Origin of the sequence: Akkermansia sp., assembly GCF_020860705.1 — a bacterium.
GTDB lineage: Bacteria > Verrucomicrobiota > Verrucomicrobiia > Verrucomicrobiales > Akkermansiaceae > Akkermansia.
In genome coordinates, this window is record NZ_JAJBTT010000018.1 from 11,461 (window position 1) to 33,810 (window position 22,350).

The 22,350-nt window shown below is 49.5% G+C and carries 26 protein-coding genes and 1 tRNA gene; 24 read left to right on the top strand and 3 right to left on the bottom strand.

Annotated elements, in window-relative coordinates; genetic code table 11:
- The coding region (locus LIO64_RS03280) for a hypothetical protein (RefSeq protein ID WP_290548025.1) at positions 1-376 on the bottom strand (376 nt) is incomplete at its 3' end.
- A 136-nt stretch (positions 377-512) separates the two neighbouring features.
- Here LIO64_RS03280 and LIO64_RS03285 point away from each other — a divergent pair.
- The 24 genes from LIO64_RS03285 (at position 513) to LIO64_RS03400 (ending at position 20,748) form a co-directional block, all read left to right on the top strand.
- Complete coding sequence (locus LIO64_RS03285) at positions 513-797, top strand: hypothetical protein (RefSeq protein WP_102727712.1); 285 nt, start codon at positions 513-515, stop codon at positions 795-797.
- Positions 798-801: 4 nt separating this feature from the next.
- Positions 802-2,418: a phage portal protein gene (locus LIO64_RS03290; RefSeq protein WP_290548026.1), complete on the top strand. Its 1,617-nt coding sequence runs from the start codon at positions 802-804 to the stop codon at positions 2,416-2,418.
- Positions 2,402-3,604: a head maturation protease, ClpP-related gene (locus LIO64_RS03295; RefSeq protein WP_290548027.1), complete on the top strand. Its 1,203-nt coding sequence runs from the start codon at positions 2,402-2,404 to the stop codon at positions 3,602-3,604. Before LIO64_RS03290 ends, LIO64_RS03295 begins: the two co-directional genes overlap by 17 nt.
- A 20-nt stretch (positions 3,605-3,624) precedes the next feature.
- A complete protein-coding gene (locus LIO64_RS03300; protein WP_290548028.1) occupies positions 3,625-4,716 on the top strand; it encodes a major capsid protein in 1,092 nt (363 codons plus the stop codon).
- 34 nt (positions 4,717-4,750) lie between these two features.
- On the top strand, positions 4,751-5,086 hold the full coding sequence (locus LIO64_RS03305) for a Rho termination factor N-terminal domain-containing protein (protein WP_290548029.1): 336 nt from the start codon (positions 4,751-4,753) through the stop codon (positions 5,084-5,086).
- Positions 5,083-5,388, top strand: coding sequence for a hypothetical protein (locus LIO64_RS03310; protein WP_290548030.1), 306 nt, complete (start codon positions 5,083-5,085; stop codon positions 5,386-5,388). Before LIO64_RS03305 ends, LIO64_RS03310 begins: the two co-directional genes overlap by 4 nt.
- Positions 5,389-5,393: 5 nt before the next feature.
- Positions 5,394-5,948, top strand: coding sequence for a hypothetical protein (locus LIO64_RS03315; protein WP_290548031.1), 555 nt, complete (start codon positions 5,394-5,396; stop codon positions 5,946-5,948).
- Between the two features lie 4 nt (positions 5,949-5,952).
- Complete coding sequence (locus LIO64_RS03320) at positions 5,953-7,407, top strand: hypothetical protein (RefSeq protein WP_290548032.1); 1,455 nt, start codon at positions 5,953-5,955, stop codon at positions 7,405-7,407.
- A gap of 27 nt (positions 7,408-7,434) precedes the next feature.
- Positions 7,435-7,944: a phage major tail tube protein gene (locus LIO64_RS03325; RefSeq protein ID WP_046434743.1), complete on the top strand. Its 510-nt coding sequence runs from the start codon at positions 7,435-7,437 to the stop codon at positions 7,942-7,944.
- A gap of 31 nt (positions 7,945-7,975) precedes the next feature.
- The gene (locus LIO64_RS03330) at positions 7,976-8,353 is read left to right on the top strand and encodes a phage tail assembly protein (protein ID WP_290548033.1); all 378 of its coding nucleotides are present in this window, start codon (positions 7,976-7,978) and stop codon (positions 8,351-8,353) included.
- A 140-nt stretch (positions 8,354-8,493) separates the two neighbouring features.
- Positions 8,494-10,713, top strand: a complete 2,220-nt coding sequence (locus LIO64_RS03335; RefSeq protein ID WP_290548034.1) for a phage tail tape measure protein — start codon at positions 8,494-8,496, stop codon at positions 10,711-10,713.
- A complete protein-coding gene (locus LIO64_RS03340; RefSeq protein ID WP_290548035.1) occupies positions 10,706-10,927 on the top strand; it encodes a hypothetical protein in 222 nt (73 codons plus the stop codon). Before LIO64_RS03335 ends, LIO64_RS03340 begins: the two co-directional genes overlap by 8 nt.
- A 220-nt stretch (positions 10,928-11,147) precedes the next feature.
- Positions 11,148-12,356 carry a contractile injection system protein, VgrG/Pvc8 family gene (locus tag LIO64_RS03345; RefSeq protein WP_290548036.1) on the top strand — a complete coding sequence of 403 codons (1,209 nt, stop codon included), beginning with the start codon at positions 11,148-11,150 and terminating at the stop codon, positions 12,354-12,356.
- Between the two features lie 5 nt (positions 12,357-12,361).
- Complete coding sequence (locus LIO64_RS03350; RefSeq protein ID WP_290548037.1) at positions 12,362-12,694, top strand: hypothetical protein; 333 nt, start codon at positions 12,362-12,364, stop codon at positions 12,692-12,694.
- A 122-nt stretch (positions 12,695-12,816) separates the two neighbouring features.
- Positions 12,817-13,290 carry a hypothetical protein gene (locus LIO64_RS03355; protein ID WP_290548038.1) on the top strand — a complete coding sequence of 158 codons (474 nt, stop codon included), beginning with the start codon at positions 12,817-12,819 and terminating at the stop codon, positions 13,288-13,290.
- A gap of 89 nt (positions 13,291-13,379) precedes the next feature.
- Complete coding sequence (locus LIO64_RS03360; RefSeq protein WP_253822581.1) at positions 13,380-13,550, top strand: hypothetical protein; 171 nt, start codon at positions 13,380-13,382, stop codon at positions 13,548-13,550.
- Between the two features lie 4 nt (positions 13,551-13,554).
- Positions 13,555-14,709 carry a baseplate J/gp47 family protein gene (locus LIO64_RS03365; protein ID WP_290548039.1) on the top strand — a complete coding sequence of 385 codons (1,155 nt, stop codon included), beginning with the start codon at positions 13,555-13,557 and terminating at the stop codon, positions 14,707-14,709.
- On the top strand, positions 14,706-15,362 hold the full coding sequence (locus LIO64_RS03370) for a phage tail protein I (protein ID WP_290548040.1): 657 nt from the start codon (positions 14,706-14,708) through the stop codon (positions 15,360-15,362). Before LIO64_RS03365 ends, LIO64_RS03370 begins: the two co-directional genes overlap by 4 nt.
- Before the next feature lie 18 nt (positions 15,363-15,380).
- Complete coding sequence (locus LIO64_RS03375) at positions 15,381-17,564, top strand: phage tail protein (protein ID WP_290548041.1); 2,184 nt, start codon at positions 15,381-15,383, stop codon at positions 17,562-17,564.
- A 21-nt stretch (positions 17,565-17,585) separates the two neighbouring features.
- Positions 17,586-17,957, top strand: a complete 372-nt coding sequence (locus LIO64_RS03380) for a hypothetical protein (RefSeq protein ID WP_290548042.1) — start codon at positions 17,586-17,588, stop codon at positions 17,955-17,957.
- 4 nt (positions 17,958-17,961) lie between these two features.
- A complete protein-coding gene (locus LIO64_RS03385; protein ID WP_290548043.1) occupies positions 17,962-18,228 on the top strand; it encodes a hypothetical protein in 267 nt (88 codons plus the stop codon).
- 6 nt (positions 18,229-18,234) lie between these two features.
- Complete coding sequence (locus LIO64_RS03390) at positions 18,235-18,528, top strand: hypothetical protein (RefSeq protein WP_290548044.1); 294 nt, start codon at positions 18,235-18,237, stop codon at positions 18,526-18,528.
- A gap of 67 nt (positions 18,529-18,595) precedes the next feature.
- Positions 18,596-19,291, top strand: coding sequence for a M15 family metallopeptidase (locus tag LIO64_RS03395; protein ID WP_290548045.1), 696 nt, complete (start codon positions 18,596-18,598; stop codon positions 19,289-19,291).
- Between the two features lie 17 nt (positions 19,292-19,308).
- Positions 19,309-20,748: a tail fiber protein gene (locus tag LIO64_RS03400; RefSeq protein WP_290548046.1), complete on the top strand. Its 1,440-nt coding sequence runs from the start codon at positions 19,309-19,311 to the stop codon at positions 20,746-20,748.
- Here the strand turns inward: LIO64_RS03400 and LIO64_RS03405 are convergent.
- Both LIO64_RS03405 and LIO64_RS03410 read right to left on the bottom strand, forming a co-directional pair.
- A complete protein-coding gene (locus tag LIO64_RS03405; protein WP_290548047.1) occupies positions 20,738-22,078 on the bottom strand; it encodes a hypothetical protein in 1,341 nt (446 codons plus the stop codon). The two genes, LIO64_RS03400 and LIO64_RS03405, sit on opposite strands and share 11 nt — an antisense overlap.
- Before the next feature lie 185 nt (positions 22,079-22,263).
- Positions 22,264-22,340 (bottom strand) — tRNA-Pro (locus LIO64_RS03410).
- Between the last annotated feature and the right edge of the window lie 10 nt (positions 22,341-22,350).

Sequence of the window (22,350 nt, forward strand, 5' to 3'; positions counted from 1 at the left end):
TAGCGGCTTGTTCTCTAGCGGCTTGTTCTTTAGCGGCTTGTTCTGTAATAGAGATTATAATTGAAGAAAGTAACGGCAATATTATTGCTCCTAAAAGTGTAATTAAATTTGCATTTGGTAAAGTTTTACCCTTCTTTTTTTCAGTGAAACATATAATTAGATAATCTTTAATAGAAGTTGGGTCAAGAATTTTATATGAAATTAAGAATTCAAATGCCAGAACTGAAAGAATACAGATGAGCAATACAGTAGAAGATACCAGATGGAAGTAGGCTAATGAAATAAAAGCCACTGTGAGAGAAATATTGAATATTAGGATAAACAAAAATCGACGTTTCCCGTCGCTTCTTTTTTTGCGTAGATTAGGAATCTTCATGAGTTGATAAAAAATATAATGTAACACCATAAAAAATCAATGGCTATATTCATTTTCCGGTAGCCCTTCAGATAGTGGAATTGTGGTTGTTGGTTAACTGAGCCATATACACGTTGTTGTATTTTCCGGCGCCATCATGATTGCCGTAACGATGGCAACCACGCGCACCAGCAAACTCCGGGAACGCCTTGTTGAGTTGAATGAGGACAAGAGCGCCGTCAAACAGGCGATCAGGAATGTTTTGTCCGGCAAGGCTCAGAGCTACGGAATCGGTACACGCAACAAGGCGGCGTATAATATGTCCCTGGGGGAATTGCGGGTTTACCTCCGTGAAATTGAAACGGAGATAAGAGAGATTGAGCGTGAACTTTCCGGGGGCGGGCGCAGATGCATTGCATTTTTTGTGCCGAAAGATTGTTGAGCATATGGGAAAGAAATATACAGCGAAGGTTCGGAAGCAGTTCAGGAATTACGGCTACGGAGATGCCGGAGCTTCCAAGACGCGCCGCGCTTTCAAGAAATACCACGCTGTTTCCGGATCTCCCAAACAGGACATTGACCGTCACAATTCCGTACTCCGCAGTCGGGCGCGCTCCCTTTATATGTCGGCGCCACTGGCGACTTCCGCCATCAAGACCTTGAGGACGGCTATTGTCGGGCCGGGGCTTTACCTCCATGCACAGGTGGACGGCAAGATGCTTGGCATTTCAGAAGATGAAGCCAAGAAGCTGAACAAGCTTCTTGAAATGGAGTTTGAGTTGTGGGCGGCTGACCGCAGGTCTGCCTCCGTTTCCGGATTGAGCGATTTTTACGAACAGCAGCAAATTGCTCTGATGGCCTGGAAGACTTCGGGAGATACCTTCGCCCTGTTTGATGTAGGTGAGTCTGATATTTTGCATCCCTACAGCTTGCGCCTGAGGCTGATTGAGGCCGACCGTGTTTGCACTCCGAGCACCACCAATGTTTCTCCGCTGTCCACCTATGGAAAGAATACCGATACCGGTAATAAAATTTATGACGGAGTTGAGGTAAATGAGAAGGGGCGTGTCGTTGCATATCATATTCGCAATACTTTCCCGGGTGAATTGTCAACTGAAACGGTAAAATGGGCCAGGGTTGAGGCAATCGGTAAAAGAACCGGAATGCCGAATATTCTCCACATCATGGATGCCGAACGTCCTGAACAATACCGTGGTGTTACCAGCCTTGCACCCTGCATTGAGAATATCATGCAGTTGGGACGTTACCTGAACAGCGAAGAAGCCGCCGCCCTGCTGCAAACCTGCTTTACCATTTACGTTACAACAGAAACGGATGGTGACGGACCTGCCCTGAAACCTCAAGGTCTGTCTTCCGATGCCGACGAAGAAGGGACAGATGAAGATGACCGGAATCCTGAGGATTATGAGATGTCTCCCGGTGGTGTAGCCTTCCTGCGTCCGGGAGAAGATATCAAGAGTGTTGACCCTAAGCATCCCACGAATAGCTTTGACGGCTTTGTCAGGGCTGTTGCTACACAGATTGGCGCCGCTATGGAGGTTCCGGTTGACGTGTTGCTCAAGAGCTATAATACGTCTTACAGCGCGGCCCGGGCTGCATTGCAGGATTTTTGGAAGAAGGTTGTGATTGACCGGATAGAGTTTGCTTCCACCTTTTGCAAACCCGTTTATGAAGCATGGTTTTGTGAAGCTGTTGCCCGCGGTCGCATTTCCGCTCCCGGCTTTTTTACCGATCCTCTGAAACGCGCCGCCTATCTGGCTCATGAGTGGAACGGCCCGTCGATGCCTCACCTTGACCCGGTTAAGGAGGCTACCGCTATGGAGATCATGGTACGGAATGGCTGGAAGACGAATACCCAGGCAACGACGGAGTTGAACGGCGGAGATTTCAACAAAAATGTGGAACAGCTTCTTCAGGAAATGGATCAAATTGCGCCCCTTCTTGTGATGATTTCCGAGGCAGTTTCTATCAGAAAGAGCTTGTCAGCAGACAGCAGCAAAAAAGATACCGAACAAGAACAAGAAAATGAACACACCACCTAAATTCTGGAACGTGGTTGCGGATGAAAGGTCCGATACCGCGGAGATCGTGCTTTACGGCGATATTGTTTCCCAGCAGCCTGTGGACTTCTGGACCGGGCAGGCTATTGAGGGGAACTATATCACCCCGGAAGGCTTTTTGGACGATTTGTCCAAATGCAAGGGAAAGAGTAACCTGACCATACGTCTCAACAGTTGCGGAGGAGACCTGTTTACCGGCATTGCTATTCACAATGCCTTGAAAGGTTTCAATGGTAAAAAAACGGTCATTGTGGAAGGGATTGCCGCTTCGGCCGCCTCCGTCATTGCCTGTGCAGGTGACGAGGTTCAGGTTTATCCCGGCAGCATCACCATGATTCACGGCGTTTCTACGTTTGTGTTTGATGCCCTGAATTTAGCCGACATGAAGAAGATGGTCAAAGCCATGGATTCCATGGAAAATGCCATTGCCGCCATTTACTCCGCCAAGACCGGAAAGGAAGTAGGGGAGCTCCGCAATCTGATTACGCGTGAGACCTGGATGACCGGTCAGGAAGCCATTGACAATGGATTTGCGGATACCCTTATCGACGGAGAAGTGACGAACAAGCTACAGCTCGTCGCCTCCACTTCCGGAAAGTTTGTCTTACAAGCCGGTGGGCATGTTCTGTCTTCCGATTTTCGTGCAGCCATACCGGATCGGTTCCATGTCGCCGTCATCAATTCCGTCCAATCAGACAATACTGTCGAAGGAGAATCTACCGAGGATGACCTTCAGGCAAAGTTGTTGCAGGCAGAGCAGGAACTTGCCGCTGCGAAATCCGAATTGGCTGCCCTGCAGGAGAAGATGGCAACCAGTCAGGAGCCGGACACCAAGGCAAAGGAGGAAATTATTGCTCAGGCCATTGCTGAGGAACGCAAGCGCCTTTCCGACATTGAGGCCATTGCCAACGGCATTGACCCAGAGCTTTTACAGGAAGCCAAATTCGGAGAAACGCCTATGACCGCCCAGGAACTGGCATTCAAGGCCATGAGTTCAGGCAAGTTTTCCGGCGTCAGCTTCCTCGATTCCCGCGCTACGGATTTGCAGGAAAGCAATACCGGAAAAGTGACCATTGCTCCCACAGGAAACGAGTCCGGAGATAATTATACTTCCAGGCTGGCAGAGGCTATCAAGGCCGCCAACGAATCTACCAAACCCAAAAAATAAACCATAGAAAAACCATTAGTATGGACCCAAATGCAGTAACCACCATTGATCTCACAGATCCGCAGACCTTGATCGCCATGGTCCGCGGGTTGGAACCGGCGCCGAGCTTCCTGCTCGATACCTATTTCCCCTGTGACCCAGGCACAGATATTTTCCACAGTGACAAGGTGCTTGTGGACTATGATACCCAAAACAAAAAGCTGGCTCCTTTTATCAAGGTAGGCAGCGTCAATAGTGACCGGGATACGTTTTACACGGATGAATTTTCCCCGGCCCGTATCGCTCCTTCCCGGTTGTTGTCTGTCGATGACCTGAAGAAGAGAGGGTTCGGAGAATCCCTCTTTTCCGGTATGGCGCCAGACCAGCGCGAAGCGGCTATTGCCGGACGTGATTTCATCGACCTTAAAGACCGCATCCGCCGCAGAAAGGAGAAGATGGCCGCAGACTGCCTGATGGCGGACGGCTACGAATGCCAGTATATTGACAAGGATGGGAAGCCCACGGAGAAGAAGGCTGTGGCATTCCACGGAGATGTCAATGACTGCCTTTATACGCCAGGCAAACTATGGGACGCTGCTGACGCCAACCTTCTTGGTGACTTGAAAGCCATGAGCCGCGTGCTGACCTCCAAGGGCTGTGCCGCCGCTGACGTGATCGCCGGCGCGGATGCGGCCGAACTGATTCAGTCCAATTCCTACATTCAAAAACTGTTCGACAACCGCAGATTTGAGATGGGTAAAATTGAGCCGAAGCTTCAGGAGTCCGGCGCCCTCGTGTTGGGATTCATGAACGTGGACGGCGTTCTTCTGCGCGTTATCCAGTACATGAAGGAATACGAAGACGAGGATGGAACCATGACTCCCTTCATCGCCCCACACAAAGTCATCATGACTGCACCCAATGCCGGAAAGACCCTGTATGCCTCCGTCACTCAAATGGATGAGCCGGGCGGTCCGTTCAACACCTACGCTGAAAAGTACGTTCCGAAGTATGTTTCCGACCATGAAAACGATATTCGGAAGTTCATCCTGTCCAGCCGTCCGCTTCTTGTTCCCAAGAAGAAGGGATGCTGGGTGTGCGCCGACGTGCTGACGGCCTCCGCAGGTGCATAAGTCTCACAAATATTACCGGAAAGGAATAACAATTATGTTTATTATCAAGGTAAAAAGCAATTACGGGCAACATGAAGGAGGGCGTGTCATTCTCCGGCGCCCGCAGGATCCTCCCTTTGAAATTGATCCTGACAAGGGGCAGGAATTGATTGACCGCGGCATTGCCGTATTGGTGTCTTCCTCATCTTTTGGAGATGAGGAAGAGCAGGGGCCGGATCTGCGTAAGCTGAAAGTGGCCGAATTACGGGAATTGGCCACCAAGAGCGGCATTAAAAATGTGGAAACCATGAGGAAGGATGATCTGATTGCCGCGCTGGAAGCACTGGAAGCAGACATTCCGACCGTCAATCCCGAACACGGCATCGAATGAGCCTGAAAGCTGACATGAATGCCGATATCTCCGAAGTCTTCCTGAATCTGGAAGACTTCGGGGAACGGCATGTCGTGGATGGGAAAGAGATCATTGCCGTGTTCTATGATGAAGAGCTTACCCCGGGAAACCAGGATTATGGCCTTACTGTCAAAAAGTGGACCTTGCAGGCGGCCACGGCAGACATGCCACAGCCGCAGGAAGCAGGATCAACGCTTGAAGTTGACGACCGGGTGTACCTGGTCGCGGCATGGCGTGAAGAACTTGGGATGTCCGTGGTTTCACTCACGGAAAATATCTGACGATTATGACAATACAAAAAGCCCTCGATGACATTGCACAATGGCTGCGTGACAACGTGGTCAATGATCTTGAGTTCAAGGTTCCCCCGGAACTCAAATCAAGCAATGCGGCCAAGTATGCCTATAAAATGGGGCATCCGACCGTTTTCACGATTTTCACTCCGCCCGATCCATCCAAATCCGAGAAGAATGATTACAAGGCGCCGAGCATTATCGTGCAGCTTATCGAGGGGGAACATGATGCTGTCAAGAGGTCCGGGGCTCTGGATATCCGCCTGATTCTGCAGGTGTGGAATCCCGGCCAACATACACCGGGCAAGTTCACGCCCAACGCCGAGGGATGGCGGGACCTGATATCTTTCATCGACTTGACAAGGGACCGTCTTGAAAGAGCAGTCATCATCAACGGTCATCGTATCAGGACGGATACCCTGACTTTCGGCCCCATGCATGAAAACAGGGTACCGATAGACCATTATCCGTTCTTCGTTGGGCACATTTCTTTTTCCATCGACTTTCACAGTTCCTCTTCTGATTTTTTAACAAACTTATCATTATAATATTATGGCTACTACATACCTACACGGCGCGTATGGAGGCATTGGGGCGACCCAGGCCAAGAGCGCGATCCAGTCCGGGACGATTCCCGTTTATTTTGGGACCGCTCCCGTCAACCTCGTGAGGGGATATGCCGATTCCGGCATCATCAATACTCCCGTGAGGCTTACCAATTTCACGCAGGCCCAGGCGGTTTGCGGGTATTCGTCAACCTGGGCAGCCTACACGCTGTGCGAGGCTGTGAGTGCCCATTTCAACAATCCGCTGGGTAATTGCGGGCCTATTTACATCATCAATGTTCTTGATCCCGACAAGCACCGGAAAGCGGAACAAGTAGAGAAGGTTCTCACGTTCACGAACGGCCGGGCCGAGTTCATCAGTGACGAGATCATTCTGGATACATTCGCCTTGGCCGACATGGCCGAAGGAACGGATTACTCCCTCGATTACGATTTTACACGTTCTTGCGTGATTGTGACCGTGAAGGACCGCTCGAAGACGACGGTGAATGCCACTTATTACGTTGTGGACGGCTCTGCCGTTACGGCAGAAGATATCATCGGCGGCATGACGGCCGAAGGGGAGTATTCCGGAATTGGGGCTCTTCCCCTCCTGTATGCTCATGAGTTTCAGGTCGCGAATTTGCTGGCCGCTCCCGGGTGGTCCCATATGCCCGCCGTGTACAATGCCCTGATTACCGCCAGCCAGAAGATCAACGGTCATTGGATGGCTTTTGTGGCTGCTGATATTCCTGTGGAAGATGCAGGGACCATTGAAGCCGCCAAAGCCTGGAAGAAGGAAAACGGGTACACATCTGAATATTCCAAGGTGTTCTGGCCTCAGGCAAAGACCAGCACCGGAGAAGTTTACCATCTTTCCACACTGGCCGTTTGGGTGATGCAGATGGTGGATAATGACCACGATGGCGTTCCAGGCGAGACCTGTTCCAACAAGGCGGTGCCGGTCATTTGCCAGTATTTCGGCGATGGCGCCAAGAACCGCGGTTTCGACCAGGAGACAGGGAATGCACTCAACGAAAACGGCATTTCCACCGTGGCTCCATTCAACGGGAAATGGGTTCTTTGGGGCGGCCATACGGCAGCCTATGCGTTCGGGGTAACGTCCGATGCACTCCATATCTTTGACACGAATATCCGGATGCTGGAACACATCGTGAACAGCTTCCAGAAGGAGTGGGCACCAAGGGTTGACAAACCGATGACCATTCAGCTTCGGGACGAGATCATACACCGCGAAAATGACAAGCTGGCCGGGTATGTGGCCCAGGGATACCTTGTCGGGAATCCGGAGTGCATTTTCCTTCCGAGCGAGAATGCCGATTCTGACGTGATGAACGGAGATTTCCGCTGGAACCTGTCCGCCACGCCGACGCCGCAATTCAAGAGCGGCACCATTTCCGTTTCCTACACGGATTCCGGCCTGTCCGTTTATTCAGCATAACACCCAACATAGAAAGGATTATTATTCATGAAGTTTCAAGAGTTGAAAGGGGCTTGTATTGCTTCCTCCGTTTACGCGAAAGGGGAACAGATAGGGTACAATATCCCTATCAAGCTGCCTGAAGTTACCCCTGTTATAGTGGAAATACAGGCGGCAGGCGGCAAACTGGAATTGCCAGTCTGGCAGCAGGTAGAGGCCATGGAGGCATCTATTACCAAGACGGGCGTCAGCAAGGAATTCCTGGAATCCCTTACTCCGGAGCCGTTTGATCTGATTTCCAATGTTGCCCAGCAGAGCGTATCCGCTGACGGTACCAGTACCGCCCAGCATATCAAGGCGTTCATGCGCGTGATTCCCAAGTCGGCACCCGGAGTGGAGATTACCGCGGGAGAAGCCAGCGAAAACGAACTTCCGTTTACTGTCCTCTCCTACCAGCTTTACGTGGACGGCAACAAGTATCTGGACATTGATGTCGTCAAAGGCGTGTGCTGGATCAACGGCAAAGACTACTCTGAAAGCATCCGTAGCATGCTTTAATATCAACAATTAACCATCGATACACCATATTATGGAAAAAATAGAATTACAGTATCCGTTTCAGATCAACGGTCAGGATATCCGGGAAATTGAATATGATTTCGGGGAGTTCACGGCCAATGATTATTTCACCGCCATGAAGAACCGCCGTGGATATTCTCCCGAAGTCACTCCCGTGAATGACTACGGAATGAATTATTCGATTGGCGTGCAAGTCATCCTGGCGAGCAATAAGGGGAAGGGGTGGACCGTGGAAGACTTCGACCGCCTCCGGGGAAGTGACGTTTCAAAGGTCATGCTGGTTGGTCTGAATTTTTTTGGAGCCACGCCCGAGGAGCAAGCGAACGAGACCTCCGAAGGGCGATCCGAATTTACTCCGAGCGATTCCACGCAACCCGAAAAGAGCTGATGGAAATGCCTCTCGTCGATTTCTGGACGGAGTTTCAGGAAGCCGCAGAAGATGCCGAGAGGGAACGCCAGAAGGCGGAAAAACAGAATGCGCACCGACGCAAAAAAAGGAGATAGACCATTATGGCGCGGGAAAAGACCATGAAAGCAACCGTGAGCATCGGTGGGGTAGTTCACCCGTCGCTGCAACGGACACTTTCCCGTGTTCAAAAGAGTGTCGGATCTCTGGTGTCCAAGTACAAAGCCTTGGGCGCCATTACACTCACGGGGGCGGCTGTCGGTGTAGCCGCCCTCGGTGCGGTTACGGCAAAGTCCGTTGGTCAGGCCATCGAACTTCAAAAGGAGATGTCCAATGTGGCAACCCTTTTGGACGGTGATGTTCACAAAAGGGTTGGAGAGCTGCAGAAGGATGTTTTGGATCTTTCCGACACGACATCCGTTTTCACGAGCGACCTGACCAACGGACTTTATGAAACCATTTCCGCTTTTGGAGACAACGAAGAGACGATTAAACGGGTAGGCATTGCCGCGAAAGCCGCGAAGGCCGGGAATGCAACTACCACTGAGAGTATCAGTCTTTTATCAGCCATTACAAAGGGGTACGGTGATACCTCGGCCGCCGCCATGGAAAAGGCGGCCGATATGTCTTTCCAGATTGTCAAGCTGGGGCAGACCACCTTTCCGGATCTGGCGGCCAGTATGGGGCGTGTGGTTCCTATTGCCGCTGCGATGGACATTAAACTGGAAGAATTGTCCGGTGCGTATGCTACATTGACAGGGGTGACGGGTAAGGCTGCCGAAGTGTCTACCCAGCTTCGGGCCGTCATTCAGGGGTTTGTGAAACCGTCTAAGGAAATGGCGGAAGCCATTAAGCAATCTGGCTACAAGAGCGGTCAGGCCATGCTTCAAACACTGGGGCTTCACAAGTCCCTGCTCCTGCTCAAAAAAGGCTGCCGAGGAAATGCCCTTGCCCTGACCAGTTTGTTCAGTTCCGTTGAGTCAGGTACAGCAATTCTTGCCCTTGTTGGTGCCCAGTCGGACAACATGGCCGCCAAGACAAAGGCCATGTTTGAAGCTTCCGGAATTGCGGAGAAAGCCTATGCGGCGCAGATGGATAATTTCGCCTCCAAGTGGGGAAAGATCGTCAATATCGGAAAGAATTTCATGACCAAGGTAGGGGTCAAGGTTCTTCCTCTTTTGGAGCGCATGGCCGAAAAGGCTCTTCCACACGTCATCAACTTGTCGGAAAAGCTGGTCAAGGTTCTGGATTCGGCAGGAGAATCCATCACCAGGTACCTTGAAGGTGTTGATTTTGAGAAGGTCATTCAGGGACTTAAAGATACCTACAAATTTGTCGTCAAGAACTGGAAGTTTTTCGCAGGAGTATTTGGCGGTGCTCTTGTCGTGGCTATTGGTGCTGCCGTCGTCGCCATCGGTTGGATTCCATTCGCGATTGCTGGCGTAGTGGCTGCCGCTGCGTGGTTGTGGAATAGTTGGGATGATATCTGCGGCTGGATCAATGAGCGCATCAGCAGTGTTGTGAACTGGTTCCAGACAAATATGCCGGGGCTTGTCGGCGTCATGCAGCGAGTTTATGAGGGCATCAAGGAAGTGCTGTCCTGGTTGTATGAGCGTTTCCGCGTGGTGTTTGATTCCATGTTGGCCGTTGTGAAAGTGATTGGGCCGCCCATACTGGAGGTTGTCAAAACAACGTTGAGCGTCGTACTGCAACAGGTAGAGGTTTATATCAAAAAGGTCATTGCCTGGATTGAACAGATATGCACAACCTTCAACTGGGTGTACGATCAGCTTAAACCTCTTTTCCCAATCATTGGACAGATGCTGGAAACAGCATTTAAAAATTCCATTCAGCGGGTTATCGATATGCTGAAAGTGCTGATGAAATGGATACAGGACATGTTTGCCAAGATTAATTCCATGATCGAAAGTGTTGCTAATATACAGCAAAATGTCGTTGGAAAGGTGAAAGGTTGGTTCGGTTTTGGCGGAGAATCCATGCCGGCCAAAGCGGCTGGCGGTTTTACATCCGGACCGTCCATTTGCGGGGAAGCAGGAACAGAGGCCGTCATTTCCTTTGATCCACGTTACCGGGCGGCCAACCAGGGGTATTTGATGACTGCGGCGGAAATGCTGGGGATGGATGTTGCTGCCCCCGTGTCGGAATCCAGACAGAGCGTTGTGAATTACAACGTGGGAGGTATTACTTTTTCCCCCGTCATCAAGGCAGGGGAAGGAACCAGCAAGCACGATATTATCCGGCAACTCCGTGAAGTCATGCCCGATTTAATTGACATGATTGAAGATGGGTTGAATGAAAGGAGCAAGGGACGATATGCCTGACGATTATTCCATTTACACAGCCCGAGGCGGTGAAACTTGGGACAAAATAGCGTTTGATGCATGGACGGAAGAAGCTCTGATGCACGTGCTGATTGCCGCGAATCCGGATTTGTCCCATATCGTCATTTTTGAAGGCGGGGAGAAGGTGCGGATTCCCGTCATGGATGAACCTCAGAATACGGAGTCCCTGCCTCCGTGGAGAAAGGGGGAATGAAATGTTCGGAGCTCAAGTAACCTGGCAGCTTTTTCCTTTTGGCCCCATCCTGGGCCATTTTCTTCCAGTCTCAGATTTTGAGGCATCTGCGGGCATCAAGATTGAAGAGGATACTGAAAACGGTATGTCCCGTGTAACGGGGCGGGAATTACAAACGTGCGGTTTTTCCATCCATGTTTCCAAACTGACGGGAGGGAATCCCTGGTTGACGTTTGAAGCGTTGAAACGCCTGAAAGGAGTGAGTGCGCCCCTGTACCTGAGCAGTGGCGCCGCCTGGAGCTTGTCCAATTCCGTGCTTGATACGCTGCAGACGTCCGACTGGCGTCAGGCTCTTACATTGAACGGTGCGATCGGGTTGGCAAAAAGTCTGTTTCTCGGTACGTCTCTTGGAGGCGTTTCGTTCATGCTGACAGATGTTTCTTGGGAAATAGGAATGATCGGGAAGGATGGAGAGGTCATTGATTCCATGATTTACCTTTCTTTCACGGAAGATGCCGGAGAGCGACAATCAGGCGGTTTGCGCGTATTCATCAATGATGAAGATATTACGTCCAGCATTTCCGTCACAGGGTGTACTTATGAGATGCACGCCGAAGGTGAAGCTGATTCCCTCGAACTCCATTTTGCCGATACCAAACGCCGATGGGTAGGATGGAAACCGAGCAAGGAAGGGGATACCGTCAAGATTACAGACGGAGTGGTCAATTCCGGTGTGATGTTCATTGAATCTCTCAAGCCTTCTTCCGGGGAATACACTCTGCGGGCTTTCAGCGTTCCTAAGTCGGCGACCAACAAAAAGAGCCGGAGCTTTGAAAATATGTCCCTTCCTCAGTTGGCAGCTACCGTGGCCCGTGACAACAAACTTTCCGTTAAGAATTACGGCGTGAGCGATATCAAATATCCGTATGTGCAACAGCGCGGGAGATCTGATTTGGCTTTCCTGCATGAGCGGTGCAAGCTTGCCGGCGCCTCATTCCTTGTCTATGACAAAACGCTGTGCTTGTATGATGAAAAGACTATGGAGAACCGGGAATGTGCCAAGATTTTGACATTGGGACCGACCGTAGAAACCAAGTTTACGGATGACGCCCATACGGCCTACAGTTCTGCCAAGGTACGGAATTCCTCTTTTACCGGAACCGGCACAGATGGAGATGTGAAAACGGGCAAGGAACTTGTCATGACCATTTCCGAACTGGCTTCTACTCAGGCGGTGGCAAACCGGATATCACAGGCTATTCTTCGGGACGCCAACAAGAAGAGCCGTTGTGGGGAAGTATGCATGAACACTCAACGTGAGTTGGCAGCTGGAAGTGTGGTTCAGATTATTGCCAACGGATGGATGGGACCAGCCTTTATTTACCGCTGCCGCCACGACCTGAAAGCCAAGAAGACGCGTTTCTGGATCAGGAAACCGCTCTCATATTGACGACCATGAACGTACAGAAGGGAAAAATCCACAGTATTATTGATGGAGGCAGGAAGGCCCGTTGCGTTCCTGATAATGATCCTGGCATTGTGACTCATGAACTGGTGATTCCGTTTTACTGGCGGGAGACGATGGGGAATATCCGCGTTGGAGAATCCGTCTATTATCTGGAAGATGAATCCATGGGAGGATTCGTCATAGGAAGATGTGACGGCGAATGGGATGGAACCATCCGGGGAAGTCTGACGGTGACGGAGGATGTAACCGGAAAAGGTGTCAGTCTGGCCGGACATACGCATACGGATTCTCAAAACGGAGAAACGACGTCTCCCAAATGACCTGAGCCATATACACGTTGTTGTTCCGCTATGATGGATTCAGGCTTGGGACAATGATTGGGTTTTGGGGGACACATGTTTTTGAAGTTTCAGCAGGGGGAAATCGCCCGTTGCTGGACGGCATGAGGCTTGATTCCAGTCTGGAAGTAGAACAGCAGGAATCCACAGAAGCTCAAAATCCTCTTGATGTGAAAGGCGGCGACCAGCCTCAAAGTTTCGTCGTATCTACCATGAGCAGCATTCATGCCGGTGGTTTGCCTCCGATTACGGAGTATAATTCATGGGTACGTGACCTGGGAAAGTCCATGCCATTTATCCTTGGAAACAGGATTTACGGTCCTGTCCGGTCTATCCTCATGAAGGTGGATATTACTAATGCCGTATTTGGACCAACGGGGGAAATGATGTCATGTGATTTATCCTTGGAATTTATGGAGGACAAGCCCCTTTCCGTAACCGGGAAAGACGTCAAGGAAGGCAGGAAAGGCCCCTCCAAGGGGGAAAAGAAGGCCAAGAAAGGAAGCATGTCTTTCGCCTTTACAGATGCGGACAGAGCTGAGGCGAAGAAATTACAGAAGGAGGCCGGAATCAAATGAAGAGTTCAGGAAATGGATTGCCTCAGCTCTGCCTTGTCAACTTGTTCAGGCTGACGCGTGGCGAAGTGCGTTTTGACGTATTACGAGGCATGGACAGTTCAATTACGGACAAGCCTGAAACTGCCGCCCGTCCGTTGCTGATTGCGGAAGGGTACTGGCTGGCCGCCCAGTATGAACCTCGGATATCGTTCAACGGAATTGATGTGGACGGTATGCCCGAATTGGGGAATTACGATTTAACGGCAAACGGAACCATCTAATAATATGCAGGAGGACTCCATCAATTTTACCGATATCGACGCCGGGAAACTCAAAGATAACTTGTTGGCACAGATGGAAAATGCCACGGGTGAATTGCTTTATCCCGGAGACGAACGGAGGATTTTTGCGGAGGGGATGGCTTATGCTCTGGCTGTCCTTGTATCCAGCATGAACGAATCATGCAAGTCACGCTTGTTGGCCTATGCCAGGGGGAAGGTTTTGGATGCTCTCGGTGAACGTGTCGGGTGCAGCCGGTTATCTCCAACGCCGGCCAGAACAATTCTCAAGTTTTCGCTGGCCGCAGAAAGAACGGTTCCAACGATTGTTCCTGCTGGGACACGGTGCACGGCGGATAACACGGTATATTTTGCCACGGAATCAGCAGTTATGATACCTGCCGGGGCTATGACCGTGGAAGTGGCGGCCACCGCTACGGAGGGTGGGATAAAGACAAACGGCATACCTGCAGGGGGAGTTCAGACGTTTGCTGATGATGTACCGTTCGTGGCCGGGGTTGTCAACATTACAGAGAGCGCCGGAGGGGATGACGGGGAGCCTTACCCGTCTGCCATTGATCCGGTGAACGGAGATGATGGAACCGGTGATGACCACTACCGGGAACGTATCAGACTTGCGCCATCAGGATTCACTACGGCAGGTACATCCGGGGCTTATTCGTATTTTGCGAAATCTGCAAGTGCCAACGTGGCTGACGTGAAAGTGATTTCCGATCAGGAAGCGGGAACTGTGTTGCTTGTCATTTGTGAGGCCCATGGTGCAGATCCGTCCGAAGCAACTCTTCAGGAAGTACTCGCTGCCGTGACTGCCGATGATGTCAAACCCTTGGGTGACAAGGTAAGCGTGTCCGGTCCGGTTCCCGTGGAATACGGCATTGAATTGACCTATTACTGTTCCAAAGCTGCCGAATCAGAGACTGTCCAGGCCATTGAAGGGGAAGGGGGAGCCATTGAAAAGTACCGTGAATGGCAGAATAGCGTGATAGGGCGCGATATCAACCCGGACCGGTTGAGAGCCTACCTGCTGGATACCTGTATTCGCGTGGACGTGAAAGCTCCTGTTTTTACGTCCGTTTCCGATTTGCAGATTCCCCGCTGGAATGGGCGAATCAATGTGTCCCATGTAACCATTGAAGAATGAATCTGGAAAACATAGATATCAAGAAACTCCTTCCGCTGTTCATGCGAGCGGGAGAGGATAATTGCGCTCTGGCTGATGGATTGTCTGAAGTGTTGCAGCCGCTTGCTCAGCAAGTCAAAAGGCTTTCCACCTGGGACCAGTTAGGCATGCTGGGGAACGCTGAACTTGACGCTCTGGCAGCCGAGCTGAATATCTTCTGGTACAATTCCGATTACTCCCTTGAGAAAAAACGAGCCACGATTCTCAATTCCGACAAAATTTACATGAAGCTCGGCACCGTAGGGGCCGTGGCTGATGTGGTGAATGATATCTTCGGAGGCGCGCGCGTTGAAGAATGGTTCAATTACGGCGGCCAGCCCCATTATTTCCGCATTATTGTAGATAATCCAAGCTCCATGTCCAAAGAGAATGAAGCGAAGTTTTTGCAGATCCTTGAGCGTGTGAAACGAAAATCCCAATGGCTGGAAAATGTAGTCAATGAGATTTTGGCGGGCATCCCGATGTATATTGGGGCAACCGTGGCCGTCCATAAATCATTGAGCGTGCGGGTGGACGTATGGCAGGACCACACGCCGGACATTGGAATCAATGCAGGATTGGCTTTTTCTACACGTCAAGCCGGTTCCGAATCTCCTAAAATTTCTATTCAGTAAAATCATTATCAAAATATTATGGCATCTTTTCAAAATATGGTAATCACCACCGCAGGATTAGAATTGCTCCAGGATTTGATCCTTGAAGGCGGGACGCCATTGACTTTTTCCGGAGTAGGCGTTGGAGATGGTTTGTTGGAGGATGGCGATATTACGACTCAAACTTCCCTTGTCCATGAAATTCACCGTCTTCCCATTGAAAAAATAGAAAAACAGGAAGGAGGGCATATAAGGGTTTTTGCGCGATTGGCTACTGATATCATTACCACTGATTTTTGCCACAGGGAATTGGGGGTATTTGCCAAGCACGGCGAGCAAGAGATTTTGTTTGCATATGGGAATGCCGGTGATGATTACGATTTTGTCCCGGCGACGGGAAACAATGCCTCCATTTGTAAAACCATTGTGACGGAATTCACGGTAGGGAGTATGAAAGCTGTTTTTCTTCCGCTGGATTCAAGTGACCTTGTAACACATTCTTCATTAAATGAAAGGATTGAACAAATTAAGTCAGGCGATAATACATGGGACGGTAAACAAACATTTGAGGGGGCGGTTATGTGTGCGGATGGCCTTTCCATACCTGGTGGTAAAAAAATTACATTGAGCAATGGCGGCGCAATAATACATGCAAATGAAAATAATTCCACGGTTCACGTTTCTTCTTTGGCATCCTCCGGAGGTGTTTCTGGAAATGTTGTTAATTGCAACAGAGTGAATTCTGCCGCTCTTGCGATAACTGGGACATCAACGTTTTCCGCAGGTGTCACGATGGCGCAATCTTTGAATGTGTCAGGGAATGCAACATTTGAAGGTTTGGTAAGTATGCAGCGCGTCTCTGAATTACATGTGTCTGACGGGTTGAATAATTTCTTCAATGTCCATCTTGACAGTGGAGGTGTGAATTTGGAACGGTCAAATGTTGATCCTGCATATACCCTGTATGATGGCGATACCACTATTTACAACCGCCATGATAATGATGCCCGATATGGCAGAATTGGAACAAGTAATACATGGAACGGGAATCAAACTATCAATGGAGCATTCAGTGTTGGATCTGGGAAAGATTTAAATCTATATATCCATGCTTCAGGCGGAATATCGGCATCTTTATTCATCGCGGAAATGCGGATTTACCGGGGAAACAATGACGGTAATTTTTATGTAGATACCGGCATTGGAAATACTCTCTTTTTCGACCGTGGCGTGTATTTCTACGATGCTGTAAATTTCGCATCTGGCGTCACGATGTCCCAAAGTCTGAATGTGGTTGGGGGACTTACGGCTACGGATGAGACGACCACTCTTGGGAATGTCATCACAGCTAATATCTCTGTTCAACGTGTTAATGTGCAAGGTCCGGCGTCTTTTGATTACGGCGTCACAATGGCGCAATCCCTAATGGTAGAGGGACGAACCATTATCAAAACTGGCCTGAACGTTGGTGAAGATTTATGTCTTTATGGTTCTGACGGTCTTCCAGGCGGTAGCCTGCTGGGGTATTACGAATCTCCGGATGAATCTACCATTATTATCAAGGATGCCGGAGCGATGGAATACATGGGGATAAGTTACAACTCTAATATCTCCCAGGCGTCTTTGAATTTGAGAGGCAATGCTGCGTATTTGGCCCTGCCGGAAAACTTGGTGGGGCCTGCCAAGTTCTATACTCCGGAACATGATTATATTCTTTTTGGTATAAATTATGATCATGCGACAGGGTATAGCGTGGGAACGGATTTTCCTTTTTTCGCATATGGGGGGATGGATGTTGCTTCCGGGGTTGTTTTCCATTCTGGGGTCACGATGGACCAAAGCTTGAATTTGTCCGGGAAAGCCACCCTGAACAACGGCTGCGATATAGGTCCATCCAATCAACTCAAAATCTATGCGTCCGGTCCTACGGGTTATATTTCCTCAACTTACGGGGAATTGGTGTTCAGGAGCGATACAGATGCCTACAGTGTATATTTCAGGGGTATGACATCGGCGGCGACGGTAGATATCATTAAACCGCATGCCACTGCGTTAAATGATGAATCCATTTTAAACCGTGCAGAAGGTGATGCCCGGTGGGTTAAGTTCAACAATACGTTGACCGCCGCTCAATATGCCGCTCTGGCAGTCAAAGACCAGACAACCATCTACATTACTTCCGACACCGGGGAAATCTACCTTGGGAGTTACGCTCTTAACTAACCTAACTCAATATAATACATTATGTTAATACACATTATTTATGATGCTCCAAAAGAGTCAGGAGCCAAGTTCAACCCGCAAGCGGGTGTTATCAGGTTTGTCGGGTCTAAACCCGATGGATGGAGCCACGGCGAGCAGATGCTTCTTACAGAATTACCGGATGAGCAGGCTCCGGTTTATCTTGCACTTGCTTCCACCATTCAAGATAAGGGCGAGGATTGGTCCGCAACCCAGGTATGGGCGCGGATGGTGGGCCAGGATAAGGTTTCTCTCCAAGTGGAGGCCCGACAGGATGGAACCGGAGCAATCCGCACGTTTACGTCTGAGGATGATCCTTCACTGCTTGTCGAGGATCCCGCTGCCGTGGAGTTTTTCAAACATTTTACCGAGTAAATATATGACTGATAATAAGAATAAAGTAAGTTGGTTGACCGGTATTCTGACCGGTTGGGGAATCAAGGAATCTTGGGCCAAAATTATTGCCGGCGCTATCATAGGCGCTTTGGCCGCTGCTGGCCTGTTCACGATGACTGGTTGCAGTACTGCTGCCAACCTCAGCTTGTCATCTGATCAAGGCATGTTGTCCATTTCCCGTGCTCCGGATGGTTCGCTGGTTGTGTCTGCTGCGCCTCCCATCCATCAAGTAATTCCATCCAAAAAATAATCTGCCGTGAACAGTTTGGGTATGCTGATTCCGATAGGGGTATCGTTGGCCGCGGCAAGCGGTGCCCTTACATCCATTGACCCAGCTTTGTCAGACGTGGCTGGCATGGGGAGCCTGGGAGTTATGGGGTGGGTAGTTACAATGGTATTAAAAATGCGTCGTGAAGACCAGCAGCGTCACCAAGAGCAACTGATGGCGAAGGATGCCAAGATTGACGCCCTGATGACTCAACTGATCAATAAATGTCCGAGCTGCGAACTGGCACAAGCCGCGAATAAATCTCTTATCGAAGAAGATTGAACTGTTTCCATAGCGGAAACAGTTGATCATTTTTCAAATTTCAAAAAACAAATAAAATTAACGCTTTATGACGATTAGGGAATACGATGAATACAAGCCTGTACAACGGGCATTGGGATTAAAGGCGGATGGGATGCCGGGGCCAAAGACGCTTGCCGCTGTAGCTTTGCGTTTGCGATGTCATGAAATATGGTCCGCTGTACAAGCTACCGTTGGGGTGAAGGTTGACGGTATTCCCGGCCCAAAAACGGCGAGAGCTATCGCCGAAAAGCTTAATATTGTAATGCCTCACATGTGGCCTACGCAGGAAGATGTGTGGAGTGGAAAATCAATTTTTGGGAGAAGGGGAACTGGCTTGGTTACTGTGGATTTACCATATCCTCTTCGTTTGGCCTGGGATCCGGAAACAACCGTGCGGCGACTGACCTGCCATCATGCTGTGGCGGATTCATTGGTGAGGATATTTCAGCGCACACTGGAATATTACGGCATTGACCATCTTCAGGCATTAGGTCTGGACCTGTATGGAGGATGCTATAATGACCGGGCCATTGTTGGCGGCAGCAAGCCCTCTATGCACTCATGGGGCATAGCGGTTGATATGGACCCTGATCGAAACGGGCTGAAGGTTCACAAGCCTCGAGCGCGGTTCTCCGGTGCAGAGTACGAACCATTCTGGAAAATCGTAGAAGAAGAAGGAGGCGTTTCCTTGGGGCGGCAACGTGATTATGACTGGATGCACTTCCAGTTTGCCAGACTGTAAATTTTACCTTTCATCTTATGGCTAAATTCTCCAACGTCACAATAACGCGTGCTGGGCGATCTCATTTCGCTGCCGCTATGTCGGCTGGTTCCAGCATTGAATTTTCACACATTGAAATAGGTAATGGGATGCCTCCGGCCGCGCCGGAAGATCTGACTTCATTGGTTGGGCCTCTTTCCCGGGTGGGTATTTCAAAAACTGACCATGTGGATGGCGTAGTAACGGTTCGTGGGGCATTTGTCGCATCCGGCGTCACAGGAGATTTTTACCTGCGCGAAATTGGAGTTTTCGTCAAACCGTTTCAGAATGGCGGAGATCCCGTGTTGTTTGCCTATGCCAATGCCGGCGAATTGGCTGATTATTTTCCGGATGCCGGAAGTAACACCGTCATGGAAGAGGTGTTGACCGTCTCTGTTGTTACGGGTAATGCTTCAGTCATATTTCAGGCTTTTGATCCTAATGCCCGAGCTACACTGAAAGACGTGGCTGAAATGGAGAAGAAGCTTGATATTGAAACGATAAAAACAAATATCGAAGAGTTAGGTAAAGAGACGGAGAATATTTCCAAGGCCATTGAGGAAGCAAAAGCAGGATTTGTCTCTAAAACTGGGGATAAGATGACCGGAAATTTGGAGGCACCGAATTTCGTCGGTCATTTAAATGGTTCAGCAGACCAGTTTTGCGGGTGGAGGTTCTTTACTGGACTTGAAGAGTTGAATGCCTATGCGAAAAGTGATTTACAGGAATCATCTCTGACTATTCCAGGCATCATTGAAAAGATGCCGGAACTGTCTCGTTTGATTCATGTTGTATCTCAGGAGAATCAGAGTTTACCTGCTGGAACTGGAATTCTGGAAATTCAGAAATTAAGGGGAAACCTTGTTCAGGCCATGTTTACCGGATACGATGGCAGAATGTGGCGCGGCGGTATGTATTCGGGTACATGGACAGGGTGGGGCGGAACTGATGGAGTTCCGGCAGGCAGCCTTTCTTATTACGCTGGTCCTGTTGCTCCTGTTGGATGGATATTCTGCCAAGGCCAGGCAATAAGCAGAGAGATTTATGCCGGGCTTTTTGCGCTTATTGGTACTTCCTGTGGAGATGGAGATGGTAGTACGACATTCAACTTACCCGATTGTCGAGGCCGTTTCATTCGCGGCCTTGATGATGGCGCGGGAATTGATACGGGCAGGGTTATTGGAAGCTTACAGGAAGACTCTGCACCGAATATCAAAGGTACGGTTTCAGCGTTCACGAATGGTCATACTAGTGATTTGAATGTTGCTACAGGACCCTTTTACACATCCTATAATAGCAACAGAATCAATTCTGGTGGCGGTGGCGCGTGGGATCTGACCAACTTGATTATGGATGCATCCCGTTCGAGTAAGGTTTATGGGGCTGCCAATGAGGTTCGCCCCAAAAATATTGCCTTTCCAGTAATGATTAAATATTAGCTCCCATCGGGGCAAGAGGATTTATTTTCCAGTAGCGTTCTGCATCTTGTTTCGTAACGGCCGCGCGATAATGCTTGAAGAGAACGTCGGAATTCTTCGTGTGTCCAAGATTTTCCTTCAGTTTGTGGATATTTGGATCTACAGCAAGGGAGTATGAGGCAAAAGAATGTCTTGCTGCATCAGGGCGATTTTGAAGACCGGCAGCCTTTCGGACAATGGCTGATTTGCGTTTCCAGTTTGTGGGTATGAGTTTGCCTGCTCGTTTGGCTTCGGGAATCGTAGAAAGATAAGCCTTCAAATTACCGTGGAGTTCAATGTTCCGAACTTGGTTCGTCTTTGCGATTGATGGTGGTACAGAAATGATTCCTTTATCGAGGTGGATGAGGTCCCAGGTCATCTTTTCCAGTTCTTCGGGACGGATTCCTGAGAAAAGCAAGAGGGAAAACGGAAGAAGTGTATCTCGGCAGTCCAATTTGAAAAGAGCGGGGACTGTTCCATCATCCGCAGCCATAGGATGTGATGGATTTGCCGTTTTATACGATTTACAGCAACACAGGAGGCGTTTTACTTCGTCTATGGTAAAGATATCCACTCCATCACTTTTAACTACTTTACGGCGCTCTATCAGATCAAATGGAGAACGTTTGAGCATTTCTTGTTTGACGGCCCAGGTAAATGCCGGGGCGATGACGGATAACGCGGAGTTGAAATAAGTTGCGCTTGGGAAGTTTTTTGAAAACCATTGTCGCAGTTCCGGAGCCTGAATATCGGCAATGTTCTTTTCTCCAAAATAGCTATCGAATTTTGTGGAATAGAACCGCCAGTTGGCAAGGTGCTTGGCTGTCCAATGGCGCACTTCCGATACTGCTTCCTTGTACTTTGTGAGTAAATCCTTGGTGGGAATACCTATCATTCGGGCCTTACGTTGCTCTATCGCCAGACTGGCAGCTTCCACGAGGGAAATCTCTGAACCATTGTCTTTAATCAGTTCAAGGGCTTGAAAGGCATCCTTGAACTGGTCCGGATTCAGTGAAACAATAGCTCTGGCAGCATTAAGCAGTGAGGTATTCAACTTATGTTCCGCCAATAATTCCAGGGCCTGTTGGGCGTCTTTGACTTGTCCTGGTCCCAGTATGGTACCTAAAGTCAGTTCTCCATTGGCAAACTTTTCTCTGAGCAGGGCTTGTTCTTCTTCTGCCTCAGCTCTTGTTTTGTAGTACAAGTCGGTTTTTTTCCCTGATGCTGCAAATCTGGCCGGTATTCTGATCCTGTAGAGAATTTTGCCTCCACGCTGCATCTTGAAGATGGTAAATCTGAGAGGTTTGCTCATATGATTTTGTACCCTTTATACCCTTTAAGGGGTCAAATTCAATCAGTATGACACCATTTATTCACCTTAGTGAACGATATTCACATTAGTGCATGATAACGGCAAAACGGAGTTTTTAATGTGGGAAATTGATTGATATTCAATATTTAGCCAATAAAAAAGCCGCCCAAAGGCGGCTTGAAAAGTGGTCGAGCTGACAGGATTCGAACCTGCGACCTCTTCGTCCCGAACGAAGCGCGCTACCAGCCTGCGCTACAGCTCGTTGTTGTGGT